Origin of the sequence: Thalassotalea ponticola (assembly GCF_041379045.1) — a bacterium.
In the GTDB taxonomy this organism is placed as follows: domain Bacteria; phylum Pseudomonadota; class Gammaproteobacteria; order Enterobacterales; family Alteromonadaceae; genus Thalassotalea_A; species Thalassotalea_A ponticola.
The window spans coordinates 374,994-397,507 of record NZ_CP166871.1; the positions used below are offsets into that span (position 1 = coordinate 374,994).

General features: G+C 45.7%; 19 protein-coding genes. 6 read left to right on the forward strand and 13 right to left on the reverse strand.

What is annotated here, in order from left to right; all coding sequences use genetic code 11:
• The first annotated feature begins 219 nt into the window (after window positions 1-219).
• On the forward strand, window positions 220-1,854 hold the full coding sequence (panP, locus tag ACAY30_RS01715) for a pyridoxal-dependent aspartate 1-decarboxylase PanP (protein ID WP_290252314.1): 1,635 nt from the start codon (window positions 220-222) through the stop codon (window positions 1,852-1,854).
• A 77-nt stretch (window positions 1,855-1,931) separates the two neighbouring features.
• Here the strand turns inward: panP and panC are convergent, their stop codons facing one another.
• The 7 genes from panC to sfsA all read right to left on the reverse strand — a co-directional run bounded on the left by panC (window position 1,932) and on the right by sfsA (window position 8,257).
• A complete protein-coding gene (gene panC, locus ACAY30_RS01720; protein ID WP_290252315.1) occupies window positions 1,932-2,801 on the reverse strand; it encodes a pantoate--beta-alanine ligase in 870 nt (289 codons plus the stop codon).
• Between the two features lie 12 nt (window positions 2,802-2,813).
• Window positions 2,814-3,608 (reverse strand): 3-methyl-2-oxobutanoate hydroxymethyltransferase, encoded by a 795-nt coding sequence (gene panB / locus ACAY30_RS01725; RefSeq protein ID WP_290252316.1) that lies wholly within the window; start codon window positions 3,606-3,608, stop codon window positions 2,814-2,816.
• A gap of 66 nt (window positions 3,609-3,674) precedes the next feature.
• On the reverse strand, window positions 3,675-4,172 hold the full coding sequence (folK, locus tag ACAY30_RS01730; protein WP_290252317.1) for a 2-amino-4-hydroxy-6-hydroxymethyldihydropteridine diphosphokinase: 498 nt from the start codon (window positions 4,170-4,172) through the stop codon (window positions 3,675-3,677).
• The gene (pcnB, locus tag ACAY30_RS01735) at window positions 4,172-5,515 is read right to left on the reverse strand and encodes a polynucleotide adenylyltransferase PcnB (protein WP_290252318.1); all 1,344 of its coding nucleotides are present in this window, start codon (window positions 5,513-5,515) and stop codon (window positions 4,172-4,174) included. The genes folK and pcnB overlap by 1 nt, the downstream gene beginning before the upstream one ends.
• Window positions 5,516-5,679: 164 nt before the next feature.
• A complete protein-coding gene (gene gluQRS, locus ACAY30_RS01740; protein WP_290252319.1) occupies window positions 5,680-6,591 on the reverse strand; it encodes a tRNA glutamyl-Q(34) synthetase GluQRS in 912 nt (303 codons plus the stop codon).
• A 3-nt stretch (window positions 6,592-6,594) separates the two neighbouring features.
• Window positions 6,595-7,041 carry an RNA polymerase-binding protein DksA gene (gene dksA / locus ACAY30_RS01745; protein WP_290252320.1) on the reverse strand — a complete coding sequence of 149 codons (447 nt, stop codon included), beginning with the start codon at window positions 7,039-7,041 and terminating at the stop codon, window positions 6,595-6,597.
• Window positions 7,042-7,549: 508 nt separating this feature from the next.
• On the reverse strand, window positions 7,550-8,257 hold the full coding sequence (gene sfsA, locus ACAY30_RS01750) for a DNA/RNA nuclease SfsA (RefSeq protein WP_290252321.1): 708 nt from the start codon (window positions 8,255-8,257) through the stop codon (window positions 7,550-7,552).
• Between the two features lie 233 nt (window positions 8,258-8,490).
• Between sfsA and pepB the strand changes: the two genes are divergently transcribed.
• Window positions 8,491-9,780: an aminopeptidase PepB gene (pepB, locus tag ACAY30_RS01755; protein ID WP_290252322.1), complete on the forward strand. Its 1,290-nt coding sequence runs from the start codon at window positions 8,491-8,493 to the stop codon at window positions 9,778-9,780.
• A gap of 88 nt (window positions 9,781-9,868) precedes the next feature.
• Here the strand turns inward: pepB and ACAY30_RS01760 are convergent, their stop codons facing one another.
• Window positions 9,869-10,768 (reverse strand): hypothetical protein, encoded by a 900-nt coding sequence (locus tag ACAY30_RS01760; protein ID WP_290252323.1) that lies wholly within the window; start codon window positions 10,766-10,768, stop codon window positions 9,869-9,871.
• A 28-nt stretch (window positions 10,769-10,796) separates the two neighbouring features.
• A complete protein-coding gene (gene thpR / locus ACAY30_RS01765; protein ID WP_290252324.1) occupies window positions 10,797-11,333 on the reverse strand; it encodes an RNA 2',3'-cyclic phosphodiesterase in 537 nt (178 codons plus the stop codon).
• A 245-nt stretch (window positions 11,334-11,578) separates the two neighbouring features.
• Between thpR and hrpB the strand changes: the two genes are divergently transcribed.
• Both hrpB and mrcB read left to right on the forward strand, forming a co-directional pair.
• On the forward strand, window positions 11,579-14,128 hold the full coding sequence (gene hrpB, locus ACAY30_RS01770; RefSeq protein ID WP_290252325.1) for an ATP-dependent helicase HrpB: 2,550 nt from the start codon (window positions 11,579-11,581) through the stop codon (window positions 14,126-14,128).
• Complete coding sequence (gene mrcB / locus ACAY30_RS01775; RefSeq protein ID WP_290252326.1) at window positions 14,121-16,454, forward strand: penicillin-binding protein 1B; 2,334 nt, start codon at window positions 14,121-14,123, stop codon at window positions 16,452-16,454. The genes hrpB and mrcB overlap by 8 nt, the downstream gene beginning before the upstream one ends.
• Window positions 16,455-16,572: 118 nt before the next feature.
• Here mrcB and hemL read toward each other — a convergent pair whose 3' ends face one another.
• From hemL to ACAY30_RS01795, 4 genes are all read right to left on the reverse strand, one after another.
• Window positions 16,573-17,862, reverse strand: coding sequence for a glutamate-1-semialdehyde 2,1-aminomutase (hemL, locus tag ACAY30_RS01780; RefSeq protein ID WP_290252327.1), 1,290 nt, complete (start codon window positions 17,860-17,862; stop codon window positions 16,573-16,575).
• A 13-nt stretch (window positions 17,863-17,875) separates the two neighbouring features.
• Window positions 17,876-18,886, reverse strand: coding sequence for an aspartate carbamoyltransferase (locus ACAY30_RS01785; protein WP_290252328.1), 1,011 nt, complete (start codon window positions 18,884-18,886; stop codon window positions 17,876-17,878).
• Window positions 18,887-19,024: 138 nt separating this feature from the next.
• On the reverse strand, window positions 19,025-19,459 hold the full coding sequence (gene hemJ / locus ACAY30_RS01790) for a protoporphyrinogen oxidase HemJ (RefSeq protein ID WP_290252329.1): 435 nt from the start codon (window positions 19,457-19,459) through the stop codon (window positions 19,025-19,027).
• A complete protein-coding gene (locus ACAY30_RS01795) occupies window positions 19,459-21,141 on the reverse strand; it encodes a chloride channel protein (protein WP_290252330.1) in 1,683 nt (560 codons plus the stop codon). The genes hemJ and ACAY30_RS01795 overlap by 1 nt, the downstream gene beginning before the upstream one ends.
• A gap of 53 nt (window positions 21,142-21,194) precedes the next feature.
• On the opposite strand from ACAY30_RS01795, the gene ACAY30_RS01800 reads away from it, so the two are divergent.
• Window positions 21,195-21,914 carry a DUF6776 family protein gene (locus ACAY30_RS01800; protein WP_290252331.1) on the forward strand — a complete coding sequence of 240 codons (720 nt, stop codon included), beginning with the start codon at window positions 21,195-21,197 and terminating at the stop codon, window positions 21,912-21,914.
• Window positions 21,915-22,033: 119 nt separating this feature from the next.
• A complete protein-coding gene (gene erpA, locus ACAY30_RS01805; protein WP_290252332.1) occupies window positions 22,034-22,375 on the forward strand; it encodes an iron-sulfur cluster insertion protein ErpA in 342 nt (113 codons plus the stop codon).
• The last annotated feature ends 139 nt before the right edge of the window (window positions 22,376-22,514 follow it).

A 22,514-nucleotide genomic window follows, 5' to 3' on the forward strand; every position in this document is an offset into this window, starting at 1 on the left:
GTCCCTAAGGCGCTGCGGTAAGCCTGAGTAGTAACTGTAGATGTTGTAGTTTTTGATTTTGGTTTTTTGTTGGCGAATATTTATAATATCGCTTTCAAAATAATTTTAATGATACTTTTTTTCGCAAAATATACAGACATTTGAGTCGATTTTTATTAAAGTCCGCGATATAAAAAAGTAAACAATTGAACAGCGGCACACAGTTGCTGCAAAACGGTTATGACAACAAATAAACGAGCAGCTGAAGCGACGCTTGAAACATTACATCAAATTTTCACCATTCCTGAAGCGCCGGATTCGACTCTCGGCCGCATTGAGGCGGAGATTTCACAGAATTTAAACGGCTTTTTAGCAAAATCCATTGTTGCTACCGAAAAGCCGCTGTCTGAGATTGAGAAGGATTTCGCTCAATCGCATATTCCAGAGCAACCTCAGTACGTGTCAGACCACACCCATCACTTACTCGATAAATTAATTTCGCAGTCGGTGCATACATCGGCGCCGAGTTTTATCGGTCACATGACATCGGCTTTGCCATACTTTTTGCTGCCCTTGTCGAAACTGATGACGGGCTTAAATCAAAACCTAGTCAAAATAGAAACTTCAAAGGCATTTACTCCGTTAGAGCGCCAAGTGCTTGGTATGATGCACCGATTGGTTTACAACCAAGGTGATAGTTTCTATCACGAATTTATGCACAGTGCAGATCACTCACTGGGAGCGTTTTGTTCTGGGGGGACTGTCGCTAATATTACCGCGTTATGGGTAGCGCGTAATAATCTGCTCAAAGCGGATGGCGACTTTAAAGGCGTCGCTCAACAAGGCTTGCACAAAGCGTTGCAACACTACGGCTATCAAGGCGTGGCCATTTTAGTATCTGAACGCGGCCATTACTCGCTAAAAAAAGCGGCGGATATTCTTGGTATTGGGCGTGAATCCGTCATCTCAATTACCACAGATAGTCACAATCGAATTGATATTGAGGCACTTGAACAAACCTGTCAGCAACTTGAAAAAGACAATATCAAGGTGATGTCTATCGTGGGTGTTGCAGGGACAACTGAAACCGGCAACGTTGACCCATTAGTCGATATGGCGGCTATCGCCAAACGCTTTGGCTGTCACTTCCACGTTGATGCCGCTTGGGGCGGGGCCACCTTGCTATCGAATAAATACCGTCATTTGTTATCCGGTATCGAGTTAGCAGACTCGGTGACCATTGACGCACATAAACAAATGTATGTGCCAATGGGGGCTGGATTGGTGGTGTTTAAAAACCCGGCGAGTGTCGCTTCAATTGAACATCACGCCGAGTATATATTGCGCCGTGGTTCAAAAGATTTAGGTTCACACACGTTGGAAGGCTCGCGTCCAGGTATGGCGATGATGGTCTATGCAAGCTTGCACATTATCTCGCGTCCAGGCTATGAACTGCTTATTAATCAAAGTATCGAAAAAGCAAAATACTTTGCTACTCTGATCGAGCAAGACAGAGACTTTGAGTTGATCAGTGAGCCCGAGCTGTGCTTATTGACCTATCGTTATGTGCCACAGGCAGTGCAAACGTTTTTAGCTACTGCCGATCAACAGCAGTCACTGCAAATTAATAAGCTGCTCGATAAATTAACTAAATTTATTCAAAAGTCGCAGCGAGAAAATGGCAAATCGTTTGTGTCTCGTACTCGTATTGAAGTCGACAAGTACAACGGTCGCAAAACCCTCGTGTTCCGCGTCGTACTTGCTAACCCACTTACCAGTAAAGAGATCTTACAAGATATCCTTGACGAACAAAAACAAATAGCCGCCACGAGCTTGCAGCATATCCAATCGTTGCTGCAGTCGATTAACGCCTAGGACGGGTCAAACCTAATAAAAAAGGAGGTTATAACCTCCTTTTTTATTAGTCGATGAAACACAGTTAACAGGCCGTGCTAATTGGCTCCGTTCAACTCAACTTGTAAATTGTCGATTAACCGCGCTTTACCGCAATGTGCGGCGGCCAGAATAACGAGCTTGTGGTCATCGGGGGTTGCCGGTGCCAGTGTCCGTGCATTGGCAATATGAATGTAATCCGTTTTCATACCCGTGGCGTTAATTTTTTCACTAGCTTGCTCTAATAAGGCATCGTAGCTACCTTTGACTATCTGCCCGTTGTTGAGTTGTTCAGCTAGCCAGTTAAGAGTCTGGCTCAACTGAGCTGCGGTGACTTTTTGTTGCTCGGTTAAGTAATTGTTGCGCGAGCTCATCGCCAAGCCCGACGCCTCTCGCATCGTCGCCACAGGAATAATATCAATCGGTATCGATAAGTCTTCTACCATGGTTTGGATGACCTGTACCTGCTGATAGTCTTTTAATCCAAAACACGCGACATCTGGTTGTACTAGGTTGAATAACTTGCAGACCACAGTTGCGACACCGCGAAAATGACCGGGTCGTGATTCGCCACAGTAACCGGCTGATACATCTGGGACTTCAACATAGGTTTGATTGTCTAACCCCTTGGGGTAAATAATCTCAGGTGTCGGTGTAAATAGTAAATCACAATTGGCATCAACCAACTTTTGTTGGTCATCGGCTAAAGTACGTGGGTAGTTATCAATATCTTCGTTAGCGCCAAATTGCATCGGATTGACAAAAATACTGGCAACAACTTTATCGGCGTGTTTATGTGCTTCATTCACCAAAGAAATATGGCCTTGATGTAGGTTGCCCATCGTCGGTACAAAACCAACCGTTAAACCTTGTTGACGCCATTGACGAACGATTGTGCGCAGTTGTGCAATCTGACTTACCGTTTGCATTGTACTTTGCTCCTAGTTAAAGGTGTGCTCGGGACCAGGGAAATTTCCTGACTCAACCTCAGACTTATACAGGGCAACGGCTGCGCGAATATCGCCTGTATCTTGTAAAAAGTTGCGTGAGAACTTAGGGATTTTACCAACTGAAATACCGAAGGCGTCATGCATCACTAAAATCTGTCCGTCAGTCACGTTACCTGCGCCAATGCCGATAACCGGAATGGTTAGTGCCTCGGTAATTGCTTTTGCCAACTCGACAGGGATACATTCAAGTACCAGTAGTTGAATTCCAGCCGCCTCTAACTGTTTAGCATCGTCAATCATTTGGCGTGCTTTATCATTGTCGCGCCCTTGGACTTTGAACCCGCCAAATACATTTACTGATTGTGGGGTTAAACCTAAATGACCGCATACTGGGACGCTGCGCTCGACAAGGCCCTTGATGGTGTCAACAAGCCACGCTCCACCTTCAAGCTTCACCATGTTCGCGCCTGCGCGCATTAGCTTAGCTGCGTTGTCATACGTTTGTTCAGGGGTTGCGTAACTCATAAACGGCAAATCGGCGAGGATCAATGCTTTATCGGCACCAGCGCGAACACACTTGGTGTGATAACAAATATCATCAACCGTAACGGGTAAGGTATCCGCTTGGCCTTGTAAGACCATTCCGAGTGAATCACCGATCAACATCGCATGAATTCCAGCTTGATCAAACAAGTGACTAAAGCTGGCGTCATAGGCAGTGATGGTGGATATTTTTTGCCCTTCCTGCTTCATTTTTTGCAGGGTACTTACAGTAATTCTACTCATAATACTATTCGCAATATCATGTATATGGGTTGTAAAAATAAGGTTGCTAACCTTGACACATTCAAATTAAATGTGCAATTGCTTAACCACAAACAAACCGTTTTTGTTGAGGTTTTGTTGCAGTTCTAGCGCTGCAGTCCCGTCGGGTAATTGCAGTTCAGGCATTATTTCAACCAACGGATAGATAACGAACTCTCTTTGCTTCATGCCGTAATGTGGTACGGTTAAGCGCTCGGTATTTATCACGTGTTGGCCATATAATAAAATGTCTAAGTCGAGTACACGGGCGCCCCAGCGCTGATCTTTTCTCACTCGACCAAACGCGTGTTCGATGTGTTGTAATTGGTCTAGTAGCGCTTCTGCAGCTAATGTGGTGCTCAATAGGGCAACGGCGTTCATGTAATCGGGCTGATCTTGTGGCCCCATCGGTTTACTGCTGTACAACGACGACACTTTAATGAGATTGCTGTCTTTAATTTTGCCCATGGCTTGTAAGGCGCGCTCTATTTGCGTGTCGGGTTGCTCGAGGTTACTACCCAAACCGATGAAAACGTCAATACTCATTATTCGGCGACCTTTTTGCGCTTGCGTGGGCTGCGACGTCGACGCGAGCGAGTGGGTTTAAAGCTCTTTAACATCTGCTGTTTGGTATCGGCTGAGGCGTGTTGAAAGTGGGTCCACCAGTTAGCCAGCTCAACAAGGTCACCCTGTTCAACCTCAGAGCGAATTAACAAGAAGTCATAACCGGCGCGAAAACGAGGGTGCTCTAATGTTTTAAACGCTTTTTTCGCTTCTCTATGCGGTAGTTTGTGCTGTAAGAACCAAATGTCTTTCATCGGTAATTGAAAACGTTTAGGAATAGCAATACAGCGTTGCTGCTCAGCCATCACTTCGTTCATAGCGGTAAAAAAGGCGTCTTGAAACGGCATCTGCTGTTGTTCAGTCAGCGTATTAAGTTGGCTTTCAATGCGGTGCCACAACATCGCGGCAAGTAAGAATGCTGGGGTAACGCGTTTTCCTTGGTTAATACGCAGATCTGTGTTGCGCAACACCTTGCGAACAAATTGCACCGAGGCGCTGTTGTCATCGGCTTTCATATCACTGGCGATATGCGGGAAAAAATACTCAAGTAATTGGTATTCGGCAAGCATGTCGAAGTTTTGTTCAGCCTTGCCACCCAAAAATAGTTTCATGTACTCTTCAAACATTCGCGCGGGTGGAATATGGGCCATTAGCGGCGCTAATCGCTTAATCGGTTCGCGCGTTGACGGCTCAATTTGCATATCCAATTTGGTGGCAAATCTAATCGCTCTTAGCATGCGCACGGGATCTTCGCGATAGCGAGTCTCGGCATCGCCAATCAATCGGATCACCCGATTTTTAATATCGGCTACACCGTTGGCAAAGTCGTAAACTTTAAAGTCGGCGATGTTGTAATACAAGGCATTAATGGTGAAATCTCGACGCTCAGCATCTTCGTCTATGGTGCCGTAGATATTGTCCCGTAACAACATGCCATGCGCTGATTGCTTAGACTGTTTTTGGTTGTCGCTGCTTTGTTCGTCGTGATGGCCTCTAAATGTTGCGACTTCAATGATATCGCGACCAAAGACGATATGGGCAAGGCGAAAACGGCGTCCAATAAGGCGACAATTGCGAAATAGCTTTTTAATTTGCTCTGGCGTTGCGTTGGTGACGATATCAAAGTCTTTTGGGTGTTCACCCAATAAAATATCGCGCACGCCACCACCAACAAGATAGGCATCATAGCCGCCTTTGTTGAGTCGATATAGCACTTTTAACGCGTTCTCGCTGAGCTCATTACGCGACACATTGTGCTCATCTCGGGCGAACACCAAGGGGGATTCTAGTGTGTTGCTTTGCTGTGTTTTCGCTTTGTTTGTCATCGATTTGAATAGCCTGATGAATGCCTTAAACATGGTCATCGAAAATAATTTTGCATATGGGAATCAAAAAATAAGGCGAGATCATACTCCTTTTTGCTTAAAAAGAGAACGAAAAGCCTATGATTTGCCGATAATTTTCGAGCCAACAAGGCAATGTGCTTATATTATAGTGATATTTCTCGGCGCTGTGGTACTTTGTCCAACTGCCAGTGGTCAATTGCCCAGCCAATAATTTGTTCAACACTGGCGTCGACTAATGCCGGGTCGGGCTGCTGCCCCAAAAAAGTCAATGCGCTGATTAACGCCGGTTGTGGATGTGTTTTGTCAATAGCTGGAGCGGCATTTTGCTTGCTTAGCTTATAGCCTTGTTCGGTGACCGCCAGCGGTAAATGGGCATAATCGGGTTGGGGCTGAGCCAGCGTTTTGTACAAGGTGATTTGTCGTGCGGTTGGTTCGAGTAAATCACAGCCTCGCACCACCTCGGTTATGCCTTGATAAATATCATCAATAACAACCGCTAATTGATAAGCGTACAACCCATCGCGACGATGAATAATAAAATCTTCGCCACTAAGCGCCGCATTCACCAATACCTCGCCTTGTACTTTGTCGCTAAACTGACCAATTGGGTGGTGGTTGATCAATCGCAGTGCACTGCCATCGGGGCTGAGATTGAGGTGTTTGCAATGACCTTGATAAATGCCACCAATGGCTTTTATCTGCGCTCGAGTGCACTGGCAGTAATAGCTCATCCGTTGATTTAATAATTCAGCAATAACTGCATCGTAAAGGTCGCTTTGCTGACTTTGATATAAAACTTGTTCATCCCAATACAAGCCATAAGCTTCTAATGTGCTGAGAATCGACTTATCGGCACCGAGTTGTTCTCGCGGTTTATCAATATCTTCAATGCGGACTAACCACTTGCCGCGTTGGTGTTTCGCTTGTAAATAACTGCCAAGAGCGGCAATCAACGAACCAAAATGAAGGTGACCAGAGGGGGAGGGAGCGAAGCGACCGCGATATTGAACATGCGATCGCTCTGATTTATTACCGAAAAAGTCGTGCTTAAACAAGGGTTACCCTGCTAGTTGACGCTCTTTAATTTCAGCTAAGGTTTTGCATTCAATACACAAATCAGCTGTTGGGCGCGCTTCTAAACGCTTGATGCCAATTTCGATGCCGCATGAGTCACAAAAACCGAAATCACCTTCTTCGATTAGCTGCAGTGTTTTCTCGATTTTCTTGATTAGTTTGCGTTCGCGATCGCGAGTGCGAAGTTCTAAGCTAAACTCTTCTTCTTGAGCTGCACGGTCAACAGGATCTGGGAAGTTGGCCGCTTCATCTTTCATGTGAGTTACGGTACGATCTACTTCTGCACGTAGTTGCGCACGCCACGCTTCGAGAATTTTCTTAAAGTGCTCTTCTTGAGCTGGGTTCATGTATTCTTCACCAGCTTTTTCAACGTACGGCTCAACGCCAGCTAATGCCAGAATGCCGATGGCTTGTGTGTTGTTTGTTGGCATGCTGAATCTCCTAAAGTACTGCTTACTCTTTTAGCATTTAATTTAATGTGATTATCTATAACAGAATGTTTGAAAGCTGGCAAAGAATTTGTAAAAAAATTATTACTGAGCCACAAACGCTTCCCATTATAGGTTTGACAGGGAATATAAGGTTTAATTTCCCAATATCAAGCGTTTTTACACTTTAAATTGCATTTTTTCATATTTTAACGCCTATATCTCGCCGTCTACGACAATTTTTTAGGTTAAAAAGATCATCTTATAGCGTACCAACCAGACCCTAACGGCTGAACAAATTGGTAAAAATAGCGCCGAATTAGATAATGGCGCTCATCTATAACAATACGTAACGTCGTGCATCCGAACTCACCGCTTGAAAAAGCGCTCAGCCACGGCCTGGTCTTCGTCGTTTCGATAAAATAACACTGCGCTTTATTATCGCATTGTTTTTAGCTCGTGTTTTTAGCTCGTGTCTGTCGCCTCGGAACAACCCCGAAGATAGCGGTCGCTAGTCAGCTAAAAACGCCAGTTTATCGGTTATGACCATTTGCTCACCGGTAAAACTAGCTTTGTAAGCGAGTATTTCAACACCGGCGCGCATCGCTTGATCAATTAATAAACCGTATTGATGATCGATGTGCCGAGCCGGCTTTACGCTGTTAATACCAGAGTGAAGTACGGCGAAAAATAATACCGCGCGGTGTCCAGATTGTTTCACTTCAATCAGCTCGCGCAGGTGTTTTTGCCCACGAGCGGTAACCGCATCAGGAAAAAAGCCCTGAGAGTTATCGAGTAAGGTGACACTTTTTACTTCAATATACGCATTAGGCGCGCTACCGTCGCTTAACAAGAAATCAATCTTGCTGTTTTCACTGCCGTACTTAACTTCGCGATTTATACGCGAATAACCGACTAATTCTTCAATCACCTGGTTAGTGATCGCTTCTTCCACTAGTTGATTGGCGCGGATGGTATTGACACATATGAAATGGTTATCCGCGGTTTCGGTTAATTCCCAGCTGTATGGGTATTTGCGTTTGGGATTATCCGACGTACTGTACCAGACGGTGTCACCGGGATGTGCACACCCTGTCATCGCACCGGTATTTGCTACGTGTAAGGTGGTTTGCGAGCCATCTTCTAATATGACATCCGCTAAGAAGCGTTTATAGCGTTTGATTAGCGTGGACTGTTTTAATGGCGGGGAGAATTTCATTGTCGATATTGATTTATACCAAGGGAGACACCACGTTAATGGATACCGGCTATAACGAGTGCTGGTGACCATCGCCAGGTGGCGACATAGTTACTTGTTTTCATGTACTATGCTATATAGCAAACAATACGGCAAGCGTTGTCGTATTAAACATTCACTTATATTGATCGAACGGGTAATCAAGCCATACAGGCGTACCATCGGTCGTCCAACACGTTTGAATAGGAATTTTCATGACGCAAACAGCCATTGTTAAACTTTCCACTGTTAAACCGAGTAACTGGCAGGCCAATAACCCATTCAGTGTTCATCAAGACGATATCCATATTCATATCACCGGTGGCGCTGCGGATAATTTGCGTAGCATTCAAGAAGCGGCGCGCAAGATAGAAAGTTTAGGTGTCGCTTCGGCAAAACTCGTCGGCGATCTTTGGTGCGAGCAGAGTCAATGGGCATTTGCTCAGGGCTTTACCAAAGTGGGTAAGTTAGAAGCGGTTGAGTTTACCGGAAGTGACGCCCAGGTTAAGTATTTAACAGACAAACTCAGCTGTTACGCATGGGGACGCAACCTGATTAACCAAACGCCGTCAGATATCGTACCAGAGTCGTTATGTGACAGCGCAGCGAGCTTTCTAAAAACCGTTGCAGGCGATGCGATTAGCATCGAAATGATTGTTGGTGAACAGTTAGCCGAGCAAGGCTGGACTGGGATTTACAACGTCGGTAAAGGCAGTGTCAACCCACCGAGTATGATGATTGTCGATTACAATCCAAGCCAAAACGCTGACCAGCCGGTGTTTGCAACACTGGTTGGTAAAGGTATCACCTTTGATTCAGGGGGCTATTCGATTAAACCAAGTGCAGGCATGTTCTCGATGAAGTCGGATATGGGGGGGGCTGCGACAGTAACCGCCGCATTGGCACTGGCGATTAAGTCGGGTTTGAAAAAGCGGGTCAAGTTAATCTTGTGCTGTGCCGAAAATATGATCAGCAGTCATGCCTATAAGTTGGGTGATGTACTCAGCTATAAAAACGGTATCACCGTGGAAATTGCCAATACTGATGCAGAAGGGCGATTAGTACTCGCGGATGGCTTGATTAAAGCCAGTGAGTTTAACTCTGAGATGATTATTGATGCTGCCACGTTAACAGGGGCCGCAGTCATGGCCACAGGTGGAGAATACAACGCCATTTTCGCGCTTGATCAACAATTAGCGCAAAAAACGCTGGTCAGTGCAGAGCAGCAAGCCGATCCGGCATGGCAGTTGCCATTGGCTAAATTTCACCAAGCCAAATGTCCATCGGCGTTTGCCGATACGGCAAATAGCACGACACAAAAAGGCGGTGGTGCAGGCGGAGCGAGCAATGCCGCTGGCTTCTTATCTCGCTTTGTGACTAATGACGCCAAAGGATGGGTGCATATTGACTTGGCAGCGTGTTACAACGAGCAGGCGTCAAGCTTGTGGGCTGCCGGCGCAACGGGTTCAGGCATCGCAACGATCAGCGCGTTATTGCAAAACTAGGTTGACGACTAAGCGCTGAGCCGAAAGCGGTTAAGCATTGATTTATTAAAACGAACGCTTGCAGCGTTCGTTTTTTTTGCAACAAACCCTAGCGAATCATCACGCCAACGATGAATAACACCCAGAAGGCAAAGTAGGCAAGTTGGACTTTAGTCAGTTGGGCTTTGGCAATATCGGCTTCCGGAATGTGTTTAACGGTAATGTTAGCGGCAAACAGAGCGGGCAATGCCAGTATGTATATCAGCGCTAACCATGGAATGTTGAGAGCGTAAATCGCAAGGGTAGTCAAAGCGATGGTGATGATCAGCAGTACAAACTGAGTAACCAGCATGGTGATCAAGGAAGGCGGCAGATTATCACTGTTGAGTAATGGATGGCATTTTATAAATTCATTAATGTGTTTACTCAAGCCAGCTACCAAGGCAAGTAGGGCAACGCAAAAGGCTACAGCAAGTACGTAGTCAGTGATTTGAGCCGTTTGCAGGTAAAAACTTATCAGGCATGGCAATAGAGCATTGCCCGTTGCGTAGGCCGCCAGATGGCGCTTGCTATAGCTGTATAACTGTTGGTTGCTATACAAGGTTTTTAAGCGTATTGCGGTGGCGAACAAAACCAACAAGGCCACTGTTAATAGAGCTATTGTTGCGCTAAAGCCGACACTGGTTTTAATTAATAACCACAGCAAAACGGCAAATATCATTGCGCTGATATAGCTCAATCGGCGTAGGGCCATTTGGCTGGTTAGTGCGTGTTGATGAAGGTTTGTTTGCGGATCTTTTCTGTTATTAACGAACGCCTGCTGATAGTTAGACGCTAAGTTTAGAGCCAGTTGACCGAGAAACACTAAGATGATGCAACTGCTGAACAAGGCACCATCAACAGGCCATTGCAGTGCCGATAGACCCGTGCCAACAATTAGGCTTGCCATGGGAATAAATACATCGCGTGGCTGAATTGCGCCAGCTAATAATTTGAGATACAAGCCCATAGTTGAGATGTCCTTTTATGGTTCCAATTCAAGTTGCTTGGTTAACCTTCAACGGCCAACGAAGTCGCACATGATAACGCACACCGTCAGGCTTTGAAACTGACTCAAATAAACAAAAATGTTGAAACTGGAGGTTAAAGTTGAGTGCGTTGTAGGCATCTTGTGATAGCGCCGGAATAGCTTGGGTTTTACGGGCCAAGGTTAAATGGGCAATGTATTCGCGCTTGTCAATCGCCAAGCCAAGTTGGCGACAGCCCTGTTGTAACTTTGCAGCCAGTGAGTTTAATCTATCGCTTTGTTGTTGAGCGCGTAAAAATAATACCTTGGGCTTGGGCCAACAGTCTATTTGATTTAAGCAGATATCCACCGGTAAAGACGATATCCTATCGGCCATTGATGACAATGCTTGCAGCTTATCGGCTGGGGTGTGGCCTAAAAATACCAGGGTGATATGGAAGTTATCGCGGGCGACGACGTGATTGATATTGGTGACAAATTGTTGCCGCCATAAGTCGATTTGTTGTTTGCTTTGCTGGTCTGGTTCAAGACCAAAGAATAATCGCATAACACCTCTTTTGCCCAATAAACGCTGTCCTGCATAGTCGGTTGTTGGATTCGGTTAAAAGTTATTTTCTCATTGTTGCAACTCGGTCGTATGGAGTCACCATACTGGTCTTGTAGCGCCTCGATTTAATGCCTTTTAATTCGAACAAAATCTATACCACAAAGAGCAATAGACCTTAGATACAGAGCTTGGAAACTAAAATTGTGGTATAACAGCATCACGGTAACCGATACTGTTTAGCATATATGGATAGCGCATCACTTGACCACTACCCCGTTGCTCAAATAAAGCATAACCCATTACAGGCGATCAATCACAGCCATACTTTAGTACTGTCCGCACCACCCGGAGCGGGTAAGTCGACGGTTTTACCACTTTGGCTATTAGCACTGCCAAAGTTTTCCAATAAAAAAATCATTATGCTTCAACCTCGACGCATCGCAACGCGAACGGTGGCACAACGGCTGGCGCAACTTTTGGGAGAGCCGGTCGGGCAAACGGTTGGTTATCAAATGCGCAATGATAGCAAGTATGGTAAGCAAACCCGTTTACTGGTTGTGACCGAAGGTGTTCTCACTCGCATGATGCTCGATGATAATGAACTGGCAGATGTCGGTTTGATTATTTTTGATGAATTTCACGAGCGTTCATTGCACGCCGACTTCGGCTTGGCGTTAGCCCGTGATATTCAGTTGGGGTTGCGTGACGATTTGTGTCTGTTATTAATGTCGGCAACGATTGATAACCAGTATCTAGAGGCGGCATTACCCGATGCGGTTTACTTACACAGCGAGGGCAAAAGCTATCCAGTTACTATTGATTATCAGCCGCTAACTGGGCAGCAGCGATTAGCCGAACACGTTGCTAGGGTGATTATTGCGCAAACACAACAACAGCTCGGTTCGATATTGGTCTTTTTGCCTGGCAGTGGCGAAATACGTCAGGTACAAGGCTTATTGCAACAACGGCTTAGTTCGTCGTTTGCGGTACATGCATTGTACGGCGATTTGTCCATCGAAGAGCAACGCCACGCAATAGCACCCGCACCTGAAGGCAGCTATAAGGTCGTATTAGCGACCAATATTGCCGAAACATCGATAACTATTGAGGGTGTTACAGTGGTCATTGATAGCGGTTTAGAAAAGGTCGCGAGTTATCACCCTAGCACCCTAACTAACCGTTTAACCTTACAGCAAATTAGCAAAGCTTCGGCTATACAGCGCTGTGGTCGAGCAGGGCGAGTGGCGCCTGGACATTGTATTCGGCTTTATAGCAAAGACAACTATGAACGGCGGATGGAACACGGCGCTAGTCAAATCAGTCAAAGTGATTTATTGCCTCTCACCCTAGATGTGGCGAGCTGGCAGGTGACAGAATTTAGTCAGTTGCCGTTTATCGAATTGCCCAACGCCAGCATTGAGCAACACTGTTGGCAATTACTCAGCGATTTACAATTGGTGAATGACGCTAGGCGTTTAACCAAACACGGTCAGCGGGCGGCACAATTGCCAACGCATCCGCGATTTGCCCACATGATTTTGTCGTCGCTTACTATCGACGGTGACCGTCGCGCTGTGGTGTCGCTGGCTTGTTTGTTAAGTGCGTTATTAGAGCAGCCGCGTTTGCCCAGTGAATATGCCAGTAACAGTGATATTAGCTTGTGTCTGCGCTCGATATTAACTGCGGGTAACCACCGCGCCTTAAAGCAAGCTGTATTACAACAAGCGCGTCGTCTATACAACGCTGCGACCAAAGCGGTAACCTCAGTTAACTTAGCCCATGGCTTTTGCGATCACGTCGATAAATTACCCGAGTCGCGCTGTGGTGTTTTATTGGCGTTTGCCTATCCAGAGCGCATTGCCAAGTTGCGGGATACAGGCAACCGCTATTTCAGTGCCAGTGGCAAAGGCTTAGAGCTTGACTCACTCGACCCGCTTAGCGGCGAGGCTTATCTGTCAGCGGCGAAAGTGTATCAATCAAAGCGCGAATTGCGCATTGAACTCGCCGCTCCCATCAGCAAGGGAGAGCTCGAACAATATTTTTCGCATTTATGTCAACGCCAAGATGTCACTTACTTTGCAACCGATACGCAACGCATTATGTCTGAACGACAACAGCGCTTGGGTCATATCATACTGTCGCGGCAGGCGTTGAAAGCGTCTAAGTCAACGCTTGATTACAGCTCTGTGTGGGTCGATTATGTGCGCGCGCAAGGCTTGACGGTGTTAGCGCTTGATCAGCGTAGCGAAAATTTGCTCAGTCGCTTGCGGTGGTTAAATAACTTTGTGGACAACGCGGGGTTCGGTGACTTTAGTGAGCGTCATTTACTGGCCACACTTGAACATTGGTTTGCTCCGTATGTTAGAGATGTCGATAACCTTAAAAAATTACAGACTTTGAACTATTATGATATGTTGTTGAATATATTAGATTATCAACAACAGCAACAACTAAATGTTTGGGCGCCTGAATATTATCAAAGTCCATTAGGGCGAAAGTTTCGCTATCAGTACGGCGAGTTTTTAGAGCCGAAGGTTGCCTTGCCTATGCAGCAGGTGTATGGTTTACAATATTCGCCAACGGTTGCAAACGGTCGTATAAACGCGTTACTTGAGTTACTATCACCTGCGGGTAGGGTGATACAAATAACCAAAGATCTTGCGACGTTTTGGCAAGGGAGTTATGCCGACGTACAAAAAGATATGAAGGCAAATTACCCCAAGCATTATTGGCCAGATGATCCTGCATCTGCAAGCCCAACCAATAAAACCAAGAAATATATAAACAATGGCTAATAAAAAATCACAATCTCGTACGCAGTCTGCAAATTCAGTATCCGGGCAAAGCAAAGGTCATGAAGTAAGTCGGTACTTACTTGTTACTGCGGTTAAGCTGTCGCTTATTTTCATTACGACCTTTTTGCTATACGCAATTTATTTGGACGGCAAAGTTAGACAAAGCTTTGAAGGACAGCGTTGGCAGGTACCGGCGCAAGTATACGGCCGCGTATTAACATTAGATTACGATAGCCAAATCAACCTAGATGATGTAACCGAAGAGCTGCGTTACATTGGTTATCAACCGGTTGAGATGGTACGTCAACCCGGACAATACTCACAGGGTGTGGGCGGGCTCACGGTTTATCGACGTCCGTTTGACTTTGGCTTTGGTATGGAGCCCGCAACTCGTATTCGTATTGATGTGCGCGACGATACCGTATTTCGTTTGTTTGTCGATGATCAGCAAGTCCATCAAGTTAAGTTAGAGCCGGTGTTGATAGACCGCATTACCTCTTCCGATGGTGAGGATCGAGTGGTATTGCGACTCGATCAAACGCCGCAAGCGTTAATTGATGCATTACTGTTAGTCGAAGATCGCAATTTTTATGAACACTACGGTATCTCACCCACCGGTATTTTACGGGCGTTTTGGAAGAACCTGTTAGCCGGTGAAGCGGTGCAAGGGGGGAGTACGCTAACCCAACAGCTTGCCAAAAACATGTACTTGAGTCGCGACAAAACCATTTGGCGCAAAGTCAATGAAGCGATGATTGCGGTTATTTTAGAGCAACGCTATTCCAAAGATCAGTTGCTCGAAGCGTATATTAATGAAGTCTATCTCGGACAACACTTCGCCAATGGTATTCACGGTTTTGGTTTAGCCGCTGAGTTTTACTTTGGCAAGCGCATCGAAAACTTAGATGCAAGTCAACTAGCGTTGTTGGTGGGCATGGTAAAAGGGCCGTCGTATTATGACCCATGGCGCCGTCCTCAGCGGGCCTTAGAACGACGTGATCTGGTGTTGTCGATGATGTTTCAAAAACACTTCTTCGACAGCGATACCTATCAGCATTTGCTGATGAGTCCGTTGGCAGTGCGTGCCGAGCGCCGAATGGATAAACAAAAATTTCCGGGTTATATGCAACTGGTTCGCAGAGAGCTGAAAAATATGGGCGCTGCCAGTGCAATGCAATCTGGTATTCGCGTATTTACTGGGTTCAATTTAAGCAAACAACTCAACGCCGAACGAGCTGTCGTTGAGCAATTGGCTAAACTGTCTAAACAACACGATACTGATTTACAAGGGGCAATGGTGGTCAGTGATGTTCGCAGCGGTATGATTGAAGCGATTGTCGCTGGTAAGGAGGCCAAGTTCTCTGGTTTTAACCGCGCACTTGATGCCAAGCGTCCGATTGGATCACTCATTAAACCCGTGGTTTACCTTACCGCATTACAACAAGCTCAAGCCTATCACTTTGCCACACCACTTGACGATAAACCCATTGTCTTAAAAAACGAGCAAGGCGATACGTGGCAACCAAAAAATTACGATGGTAAATATCGCGGTAACGTACCGCTGTTAGACGCCTTGGTTTACTCTCTCAATGTACCGACGGTGAACTTGGGGCAACAGTTAGGGGTCAACAACGTCGCTCACACCTTGTGGTCACTTGGTTATGATGGTGATATCAATCAGGTGCCAAGTTTGTTTTTAGGGGCGATTAACATGTCTCCGCTTGAAGTCAATACCTGGTATAACACTATCGCAAACCACGGTTTGTACAATCAAACCTCTGCGGTTGATTACGTGTTATCAGGTGATGGCGAAGAACTGTGGCGGCGATTTACCAATGTCGACGTGCGCATCTCTCCAAAGGTGGCTTATTTACTTGATTTTGCATTGACTAAGGTTGCCCAGCAAGGTACTGCGCGCTCCCTATCGTGGCGCTTGCCCGAGCAACAGGTGGCGGGAAAAACCGGTACCAGCAACGATGGCCGCGACGCATGGTTTGTTGGTTACGATCAAAACAGCTTAGTCACCACCTGGGTCGGCCGTGATGACAACGGTCAAACTGAGCTCACCGGGAGTTCTGGTGCGTTACCTATCTTTGCCCAGTTTATGCAGCAACAGGGCGTCAGCGAACGGTTAGAATTTATGCCTGTTGGTATTGAAATGACCACCTTTGAACTTGCCACGGGCAATGCGGTATTGGGCGATTGCGCTAACGTGATTGACTACCCGGCGATTGTTGACAATCTCGCCTACAGTTCAACCTGTTTGCAAAAACGGGAAAAGCCACCTAGCTGGTTAAAGCGCTTATTTGGTTTGGGCGCAGATTAACTGAGCCACATATCAGTGGCGCAAACCACACCAATAAAAAGGCCGGAACGCATATGCTGTCGTTCCGGCCTCGTTTTATTTGTTGCTTAGCTTGAGCTATGACTGCACAGCGGTGTGCTTATGCGCTCGCTAATTTGGCAAAACAACGATCAGCTGCCGCGATGGTATTTTCAATGTCAGCTTGTGAGTGAGCAGTTGACAAAAAGCCAGCTTCAAATGCCGATGGTGCTAGGTAAACGCCTTCGTCGAGCATCATGTGAAAGAAGCGGTTGAACGCATCGTTATCACATTGCATCACTTGGGCAAACGTATTGACCTGTGGTTGATCGGTAAAGAAAATACCAAACATCGCGCCGACGTAATTAATGCTCAAGGCAATACCGTGCTTAGTTGCCGCATCCTTAAAACCTTCGGCTAATTGCTGGGTATTAGCAGCCAGTTGTTGATGATAATCTTGGCTACTTAATTCGGTTAACGCCGCTAAGCCCGCTGCCATGGCAATAGGGTTACCAGACAATGTACCCGCTTGGTAAACCGGACCAACAGGGGCAATGTAATCCATTATTTCGGCTTTGCCACCAAAAGCACCAACAGGCATCCCGCCGCCGATAACTTTGCCCAGCGTGGTGAGATCGGGTTTGACTTGATAATGTGCCTGTGCACCACCTAGGGCAACGCGGAAACCGGTCATCACTTCGTCAAATATTAATACGCTGTTATATTGATCACAGATATCGCGTAAGCCCTGTAAAAATCCATCTACAGGAGGAATACAGTTCATGTTACCCGCTACTGGCTCAACAATAATACAAGCGATATCATCGCCGTACTCGCTAAAAGCGGTTTTAACAGAGTCGATATCATTGTAGTTAACTGTCAACGTGTGTTGTGCTAAGTCAGCCGGAATACCTGGTGAATTGGGCACGCCTAAGGTTAAAGCACCTGAGCCGGCTTTGACTAATAGCGAATCTGCATGGCCGTGATAGCAACCTTCAAATTTGAGGATCTTGTTGCGGTTGGTATAACCGCGCGCTAGGCGAATGGCGCTCATGGTGGCTTCGGTACCCGAACTAACCATGCGCAGCTTTTCCATGCTCGGCACTAACTCGCGCACTTTCTCGGCCATGGTGATTTCAAGTTCCGTTGGGGCGCCAAAGCTGAGGCCGTTTTGTGCGGTTTCAATCACCGCTTGTAAAATTTTAGGGTGATTATGACCTAAAATCATCGGTCCCCAAGAGCCAACGTAATCGATATATTTATTGCCATCGGCATCATAAGTATATGCACCATCCGCTTTTTCAATAAAGCGAGGGCTGCCACCAACACCCTTAAAGGCGCGTACAGGTGAATTTACGCCACCGGGAATGGTTTGTTGCGCTTTTTCAAATAATTGCTGTGAATGTGACATAAAAATTCCTATATTATTTCGCTTTATTACTGTACCAAGTGACGTCTCGTTCGTATTGGCTTAGCTTGTCTTCGACCCCAAGCGCCAAGGCAAATAAGGCCATGCGTACCAAAACCCCATTTTGCGCTTGGCGGAAGATCGCTAAATTAACGTTGTCGTCTAAATCAACGCTCAATTCGTTTGCTTCAGGGCGCGAGTCGCGTGGTAATGGATGCATGATCACCGTGTTGTCTTTACAGTGTTGCTCATATACCGCTTTATTCAAACTAAAGTGGCCTCGGTAGAGGTCGGCTTCCGCTTTACTGCTAAAGCGCTCTTCTTGAATGCGGGTTTGATACAAAACATCGCTCTTTAAATTGCCAGCCATGGTATCGGTAATGGTCACCTTATGCCCAGCGTCATCGAGAATACTGACCACGTGATCTGGCATCTGCAACTCTTTTGGCGATACTAAGGTTAGGTGCACATTGTCGTATAAACTCAATAGTTTAGACAGTGAATGGACGGTGCGACCGTGCTTTAGGTCACCCATTAAGCAGATATTCAAGTTGTCGATACCTTGACCAAAACGACTCATTTCGGCATCGATAGTAAATAAATCAAGTAGTGCTTGAGTTGGGTGTTCATTGGCACCATCACCACCATTGATCACGGGAACGCTGCTGCCCGAGGCAAATTCAGCTACCGAGTGCATAGTCGGGTGTCGCATTGCGATGATATCCGCATAGCCGCTAATAACCCGAGCGGTATCAACTAGCGATTCACCTTTGGTTAGCGACGAGCTTTCTTGACCTACGGTTTCATGAACAAAACCACCTAGCAACTGAAATGCCGTACCAAAAGATACGCGAGTACGAGTGCTTGGCTCGAAAAACAAGTTGTTTAATATTGCCCCCTGTAATACGTGACACTGCTTTTGACGGCTGGCATAAGGGATCATGCGCTTGGCAACATCGAGAATTCGGGTTACTGCATCGCGATCAAACTGGGATACCGATAAGATGTGGCTGCCCTGAAATTTCATTGTGGTTTTCTACCTGATTAAGATTAACTAACGTTGCTGGAACACACCGCCTAGGTACTGATAAAACAGCTTTGAGTCGGTGTGTTAAATTTTCGCGCAACGATAGCATAAAAGCGCACTATTGTTAACAATTCGAGGTTAATAGAGCACCGGTTTTACTACCGCTAAAAGGATAATGGCAAACAACGCAAATACTGGGATCTCATTAAAAATACGATAAAAGCGACCACTGCGCTTATTGCGGTCGTGTTTGAAATCGGCTAACAATTTAAAACAGTAGACGTGGTATCCTGTCAATAAAATCACGATGACCAGTTTTAGGTGTAACCAACTACTGACTAAAATCCATGAGGTGCCGTAGTAATGCATCATCCACAAACCAAACAACCAAGTGAGTAACGCAAACGGCGTGACAAAAAACAACAAACGCCGCTCCATGATTTTGAGCTGTTGATGGACTTCGTTTTGCGTCGATTCTGCGTGATATACAAATAGCCTAGGCAAATAAAAAATACCGGCAAACCACGCTACCATAAAGGCAATATGAAACGCCTTAACCCATAATATTGACACTACATCGCTCCTTTTGTTAAGACTTGGCGAATTTTTTCAAAGGTTAATACGCCAATAATATTATCCATTGATTTTTGGTAAATATAAACGGCGCCATCGCGCTTCTCATACAAGGCATAATAGGCCTCGGATAAGGTGGCTTGGCTATCGATTGCCGGCATGTCGGTGATCTTTAAGGCGCTATTATCAGAATCGACGGGATGTAAATTAAGGTCAATATCGACTAAGCGAAATCGATGCGGCTGAGTTTTATCGCGAATGATGAGGTGCCCTTCGGTGATTGCGCTCAAGGCGCTTTTTACGTATTTGGTTTCATCGTTATCAATTAGCTGAAAACGCGTGTCGATATGTGACAACACCCCGTACTTTTGCAAACTGCTTTCCACTGGCGTAAGTTGATACGGCAATTGTTGAAACTCCAATTGCTGTAAAAATATCGAGCGATTTTGCCAAAACTGCGTCGAGGTTAAATAGGCACTGGTAATAACCACCATGGCGGGCAAAACCAACGCCAATTGGTTGGACAACTCGACAATAGTCAACAACGCTGCTAGCGGAGCATTGAGTGTTGCTGCCAACATACCCGCCATGCCAAGCAGGGCATAGTCACCAGCAATACTGGCATCGTGAAACAACAGCGATACGCACAGTGCCATCAAGGCCCCAGCTACTGCGCCAATACCCAACGTCGGCCCAATAATCCCACCGGGAATACCCAAGCCAAGCACTATCACCGTGGCTAAAAACTTGGCGACAAGTACCGCTAAAATAAGCCATACATGAGTGTCAGAATCAAATAAAAACGTTATCGCACTTAAACTGGCTCCCATGCTATGGGGGACGATAAGACCAATTAAGCCCATCAGCAATGCGGCGATCATTAAACGTCTGGCCATGTGTATATCGCGGGTGTATTTGAGTACCGCCATCAATGAACTATTAAAGGCTTTTGCCAAGGTACCGAGTAATATACCGAACAGAATTAATAACGGGTAATGCCAAAAGTCGATGGCAACGTAGGCGAAAAATTCAAACTCGTGATAGGGGCCAAAAAACGCGTGAGTCATCAATGAGCCAATGACAGACGCTAACATCACCGGAACGAAAATGTGCAGCTTGTATTCGCGCAGAATCACTTCCATAACAAAGATAACAGCCGCAAGTGGGGTGTTAAAGCTCGCCGATATGCCGGCTGCAATACCGCAAGCACAGAGGATTCTTATGCTGTTGTACGGCAGCGACAATTTATTACCTAAAAACGAACTGGCTGCTGCGCCAATGTGCACAGCGGGTCCCTCTCGGCCAACCGAGAAGCCACCGGCTAATGCGGCAATACCGCCAAAAAATTGAGTAAGGGTGTTTTTAAAGGGAATGACACCATAGGCGCTCTTGAGCCGGTACAAGACAAATGGGATCCCCATACGCGCATATTTAAAGCGACTGATAAGGGCGACTAAAAGAATAAAGCAAACCGCAATTAATGGGGTTATAAATCGATAAAATTCTGGTAAAGTGGTGTAATCGTCTGCAGTTTGCAGATATAACAATTGGATAGACTCAACGCTGTAACGAAATAAGATGATAAATACAGATGCTAATGTCGCTCCCAAAATAGCGAGCAAGCACAGCTGTAAAGATGGCTCGGGTTTAGCCAATTTTTTCCTTAATGACCCTAAGGACATAAAATAACCTTTTCGCGTTTTCGGTTACAGAGTACTTATATAATACGTTAAAAATGAACTGGTTAAAATCATTAACATTAACAGATTTGCATCGTCAATTTGGCGCATTTCGACTGCTGATAATCACTGTCTTCGCATTGTCGATAGTGGCGTTTTGCGCATACAAAGTCGGTCACAGCTATCAAGGCTACCAAGACACCATTATTGCCCAGCAAAAACAACGCCTAGATAAGCTTTATCAAATGAATGAAGTGGCAAGAACGCAAATTAACACCTTGCTCTTAGAGCTAGAAATAGAACGGCTTGCCAATCAAAAAGCCCAAAACGCGCTGCGGTTGGTTGAAGACGAGCATTTTTCGCTGCGTAAAGAGTTGGCATTTTACGAAAAGATCATGGCGCCAGAGAAAACCGCTAACGGGGTCATTATCGACGACGTCGAAATCACCCCGACCGCAAGTGCTAACCACTATCGTTTTCGGGTTGTGCTGGTACAGCAACAGCAGAGTAAGCGATACGCAAAAGGCTATATTGCGCTAAAATTAAAGGGCAGTAAAAACCAGCGTCCAGCAAGTATTGATATTACTAACCTATCGACATTGGATAAAGAAGCACTCTCGTTTAGTTTTCAATATTTTCAGGTGATAGAAGGGGCATTTACGCTACCCGATGATTTTATTCCTGAGAGTGTTGATGTTTCTGCCATATTGCCCAAAGGTCGATGGCAAAAGTATCATCGCTTAGATGAAACACATGCTTGGCCAACAAATACTTGATCTAAACGCTCAGGTTTAAGATAATTCACATCGGTAAATTATGGCTGCGCCTTGCATCGAGTCAAAGGCGACGCTTAATTTGGTAATTACAATTCATATTTGAGTGTTAAGAAGTCGTTATGTCAGATAACCAGTTTCCAATACAATTTAGTGACGCAGCAGCGAATAAAGTGAAGCTATTAGTCAGTGAAGAAGAAAACCCTGAATTAAAGCTGCGAGTTTATGTTACCGGTGGTGGTTGCTCTGGTTTTCAGTATGGCTTTACCTTTGACGAAAAAGTTAATGACGGCGACATGACCATTGAAAAAAATGGCGTGACCATGGTTGTCGATCCCATGAGTTTACAATATCTCGTTGGCGGTACCGTTGACTATGTTGAAGGGCTTGAGGGCGCTCGCTTTTTAGTCGATAACCCGAATGCTGAAACAACCTGTGGTTGTGGAGCATCGTTTTCGATTTAATCGATATTTACCGAGCACAGGTAACGCATTGATAGGTTGATCGCAATTCAATGTGAAAAAGCAGCAAATATTTGCTGCTTTTTTGCATTTAAGTGCTGATTAATTATGCAATTTCGTTTTATACTAGCAGAAAAGATAA

Bases quoted from the DNA above. Each gene is read 5' to 3' on its own strand.
- pcnB (WP_290252318.1), bottom strand. From the start codon at position 5,515: ATGACAAACAAAGCGAAAACACAGCAAAGCAACACACTAGAATCCCCC.
- panC (WP_290252315.1), bottom strand. From the start codon at position 2,801: ATGCAAACGGTAAGTCAGATTGCACAACTGCGCACAATCGTTCGTCAA.
- erpA (WP_290252332.1), top strand. From the start codon at position 22,034: ATGTCAGATAACCAGTTTCCAATACAATTTAGTGACGCAGCAGCGAAT.
- ACAY30_RS01800 (WP_290252331.1), top strand. From the start codon at position 21,195: ATGAACTGGTTAAAATCATTAACATTAACAGATTTGCATCGTCAATTT.
- ACAY30_RS01795 (WP_290252330.1), bottom strand. From the start codon at position 21,141: ATGTCCTTAGGGTCATTAAGGAAAAAATTGGCTAAACCCGAGCCATCT.
- thpR (WP_290252324.1), bottom strand. From the start codon at position 11,333: ATGCGATTATTCTTTGGTCTTGAACCAGACCAGCAAAGCAAACAACAA.
- pepB (WP_290252322.1), top strand. From the start codon at position 8,491: ATGACGCAAACAGCCATTGTTAAACTTTCCACTGTTAAACCGAGTAAC.
- ACAY30_RS01785 (WP_290252328.1), bottom strand. From the start codon at position 18,886: ATGAAATTTCAGGGCAGCCACATCTTATCGGTATCCCAGTTTGATCGC.
- hrpB (WP_290252325.1), top strand. From the start codon at position 11,579: ATGGATAGCGCATCACTTGACCACTACCCCGTTGCTCAAATAAAGCAT.
- ACAY30_RS01760 (WP_290252323.1), bottom strand. From the start codon at position 10,768: ATGGGCTTGTATCTCAAATTATTAGCTGGCGCAATTCAGCCACGCGAT.
- mrcB (WP_290252326.1), top strand. From the start codon at position 14,121: ATGGCTAATAAAAAATCACAATCTCGTACGCAGTCTGCAAATTCAGTA.
- hemL (WP_290252327.1), bottom strand. From the start codon at position 17,862: ATGTCACATTCACAGCAATTATTTGAAAAAGCGCAACAAACCATTCCC.
- panB (WP_290252316.1), bottom strand. From the start codon at position 3,608: ATGAGTAGAATTACTGTAAGTACCCTGCAAAAAATGAAGCAGGAAGGG.
- folK (WP_290252317.1), bottom strand. From the start codon at position 4,172: ATGAGTATTGACGTTTTCATCGGTTTGGGTAGTAACCTCGAGCAACCC.
- sfsA (WP_290252321.1), bottom strand. From the start codon at position 8,257: ATGAAATTCTCCCCGCCATTAAAACAGTCCACGCTAATCAAACGCTAT.
- dksA (WP_290252320.1), bottom strand. From the start codon at position 7,041: ATGCCAACAAACAACACACAAGCCATCGGCATTCTGGCATTAGCTGGC.
- panP (WP_290252314.1), top strand. From the start codon at position 220: ATGACAACAAATAAACGAGCAGCTGAAGCGACGCTTGAAACATTACAT.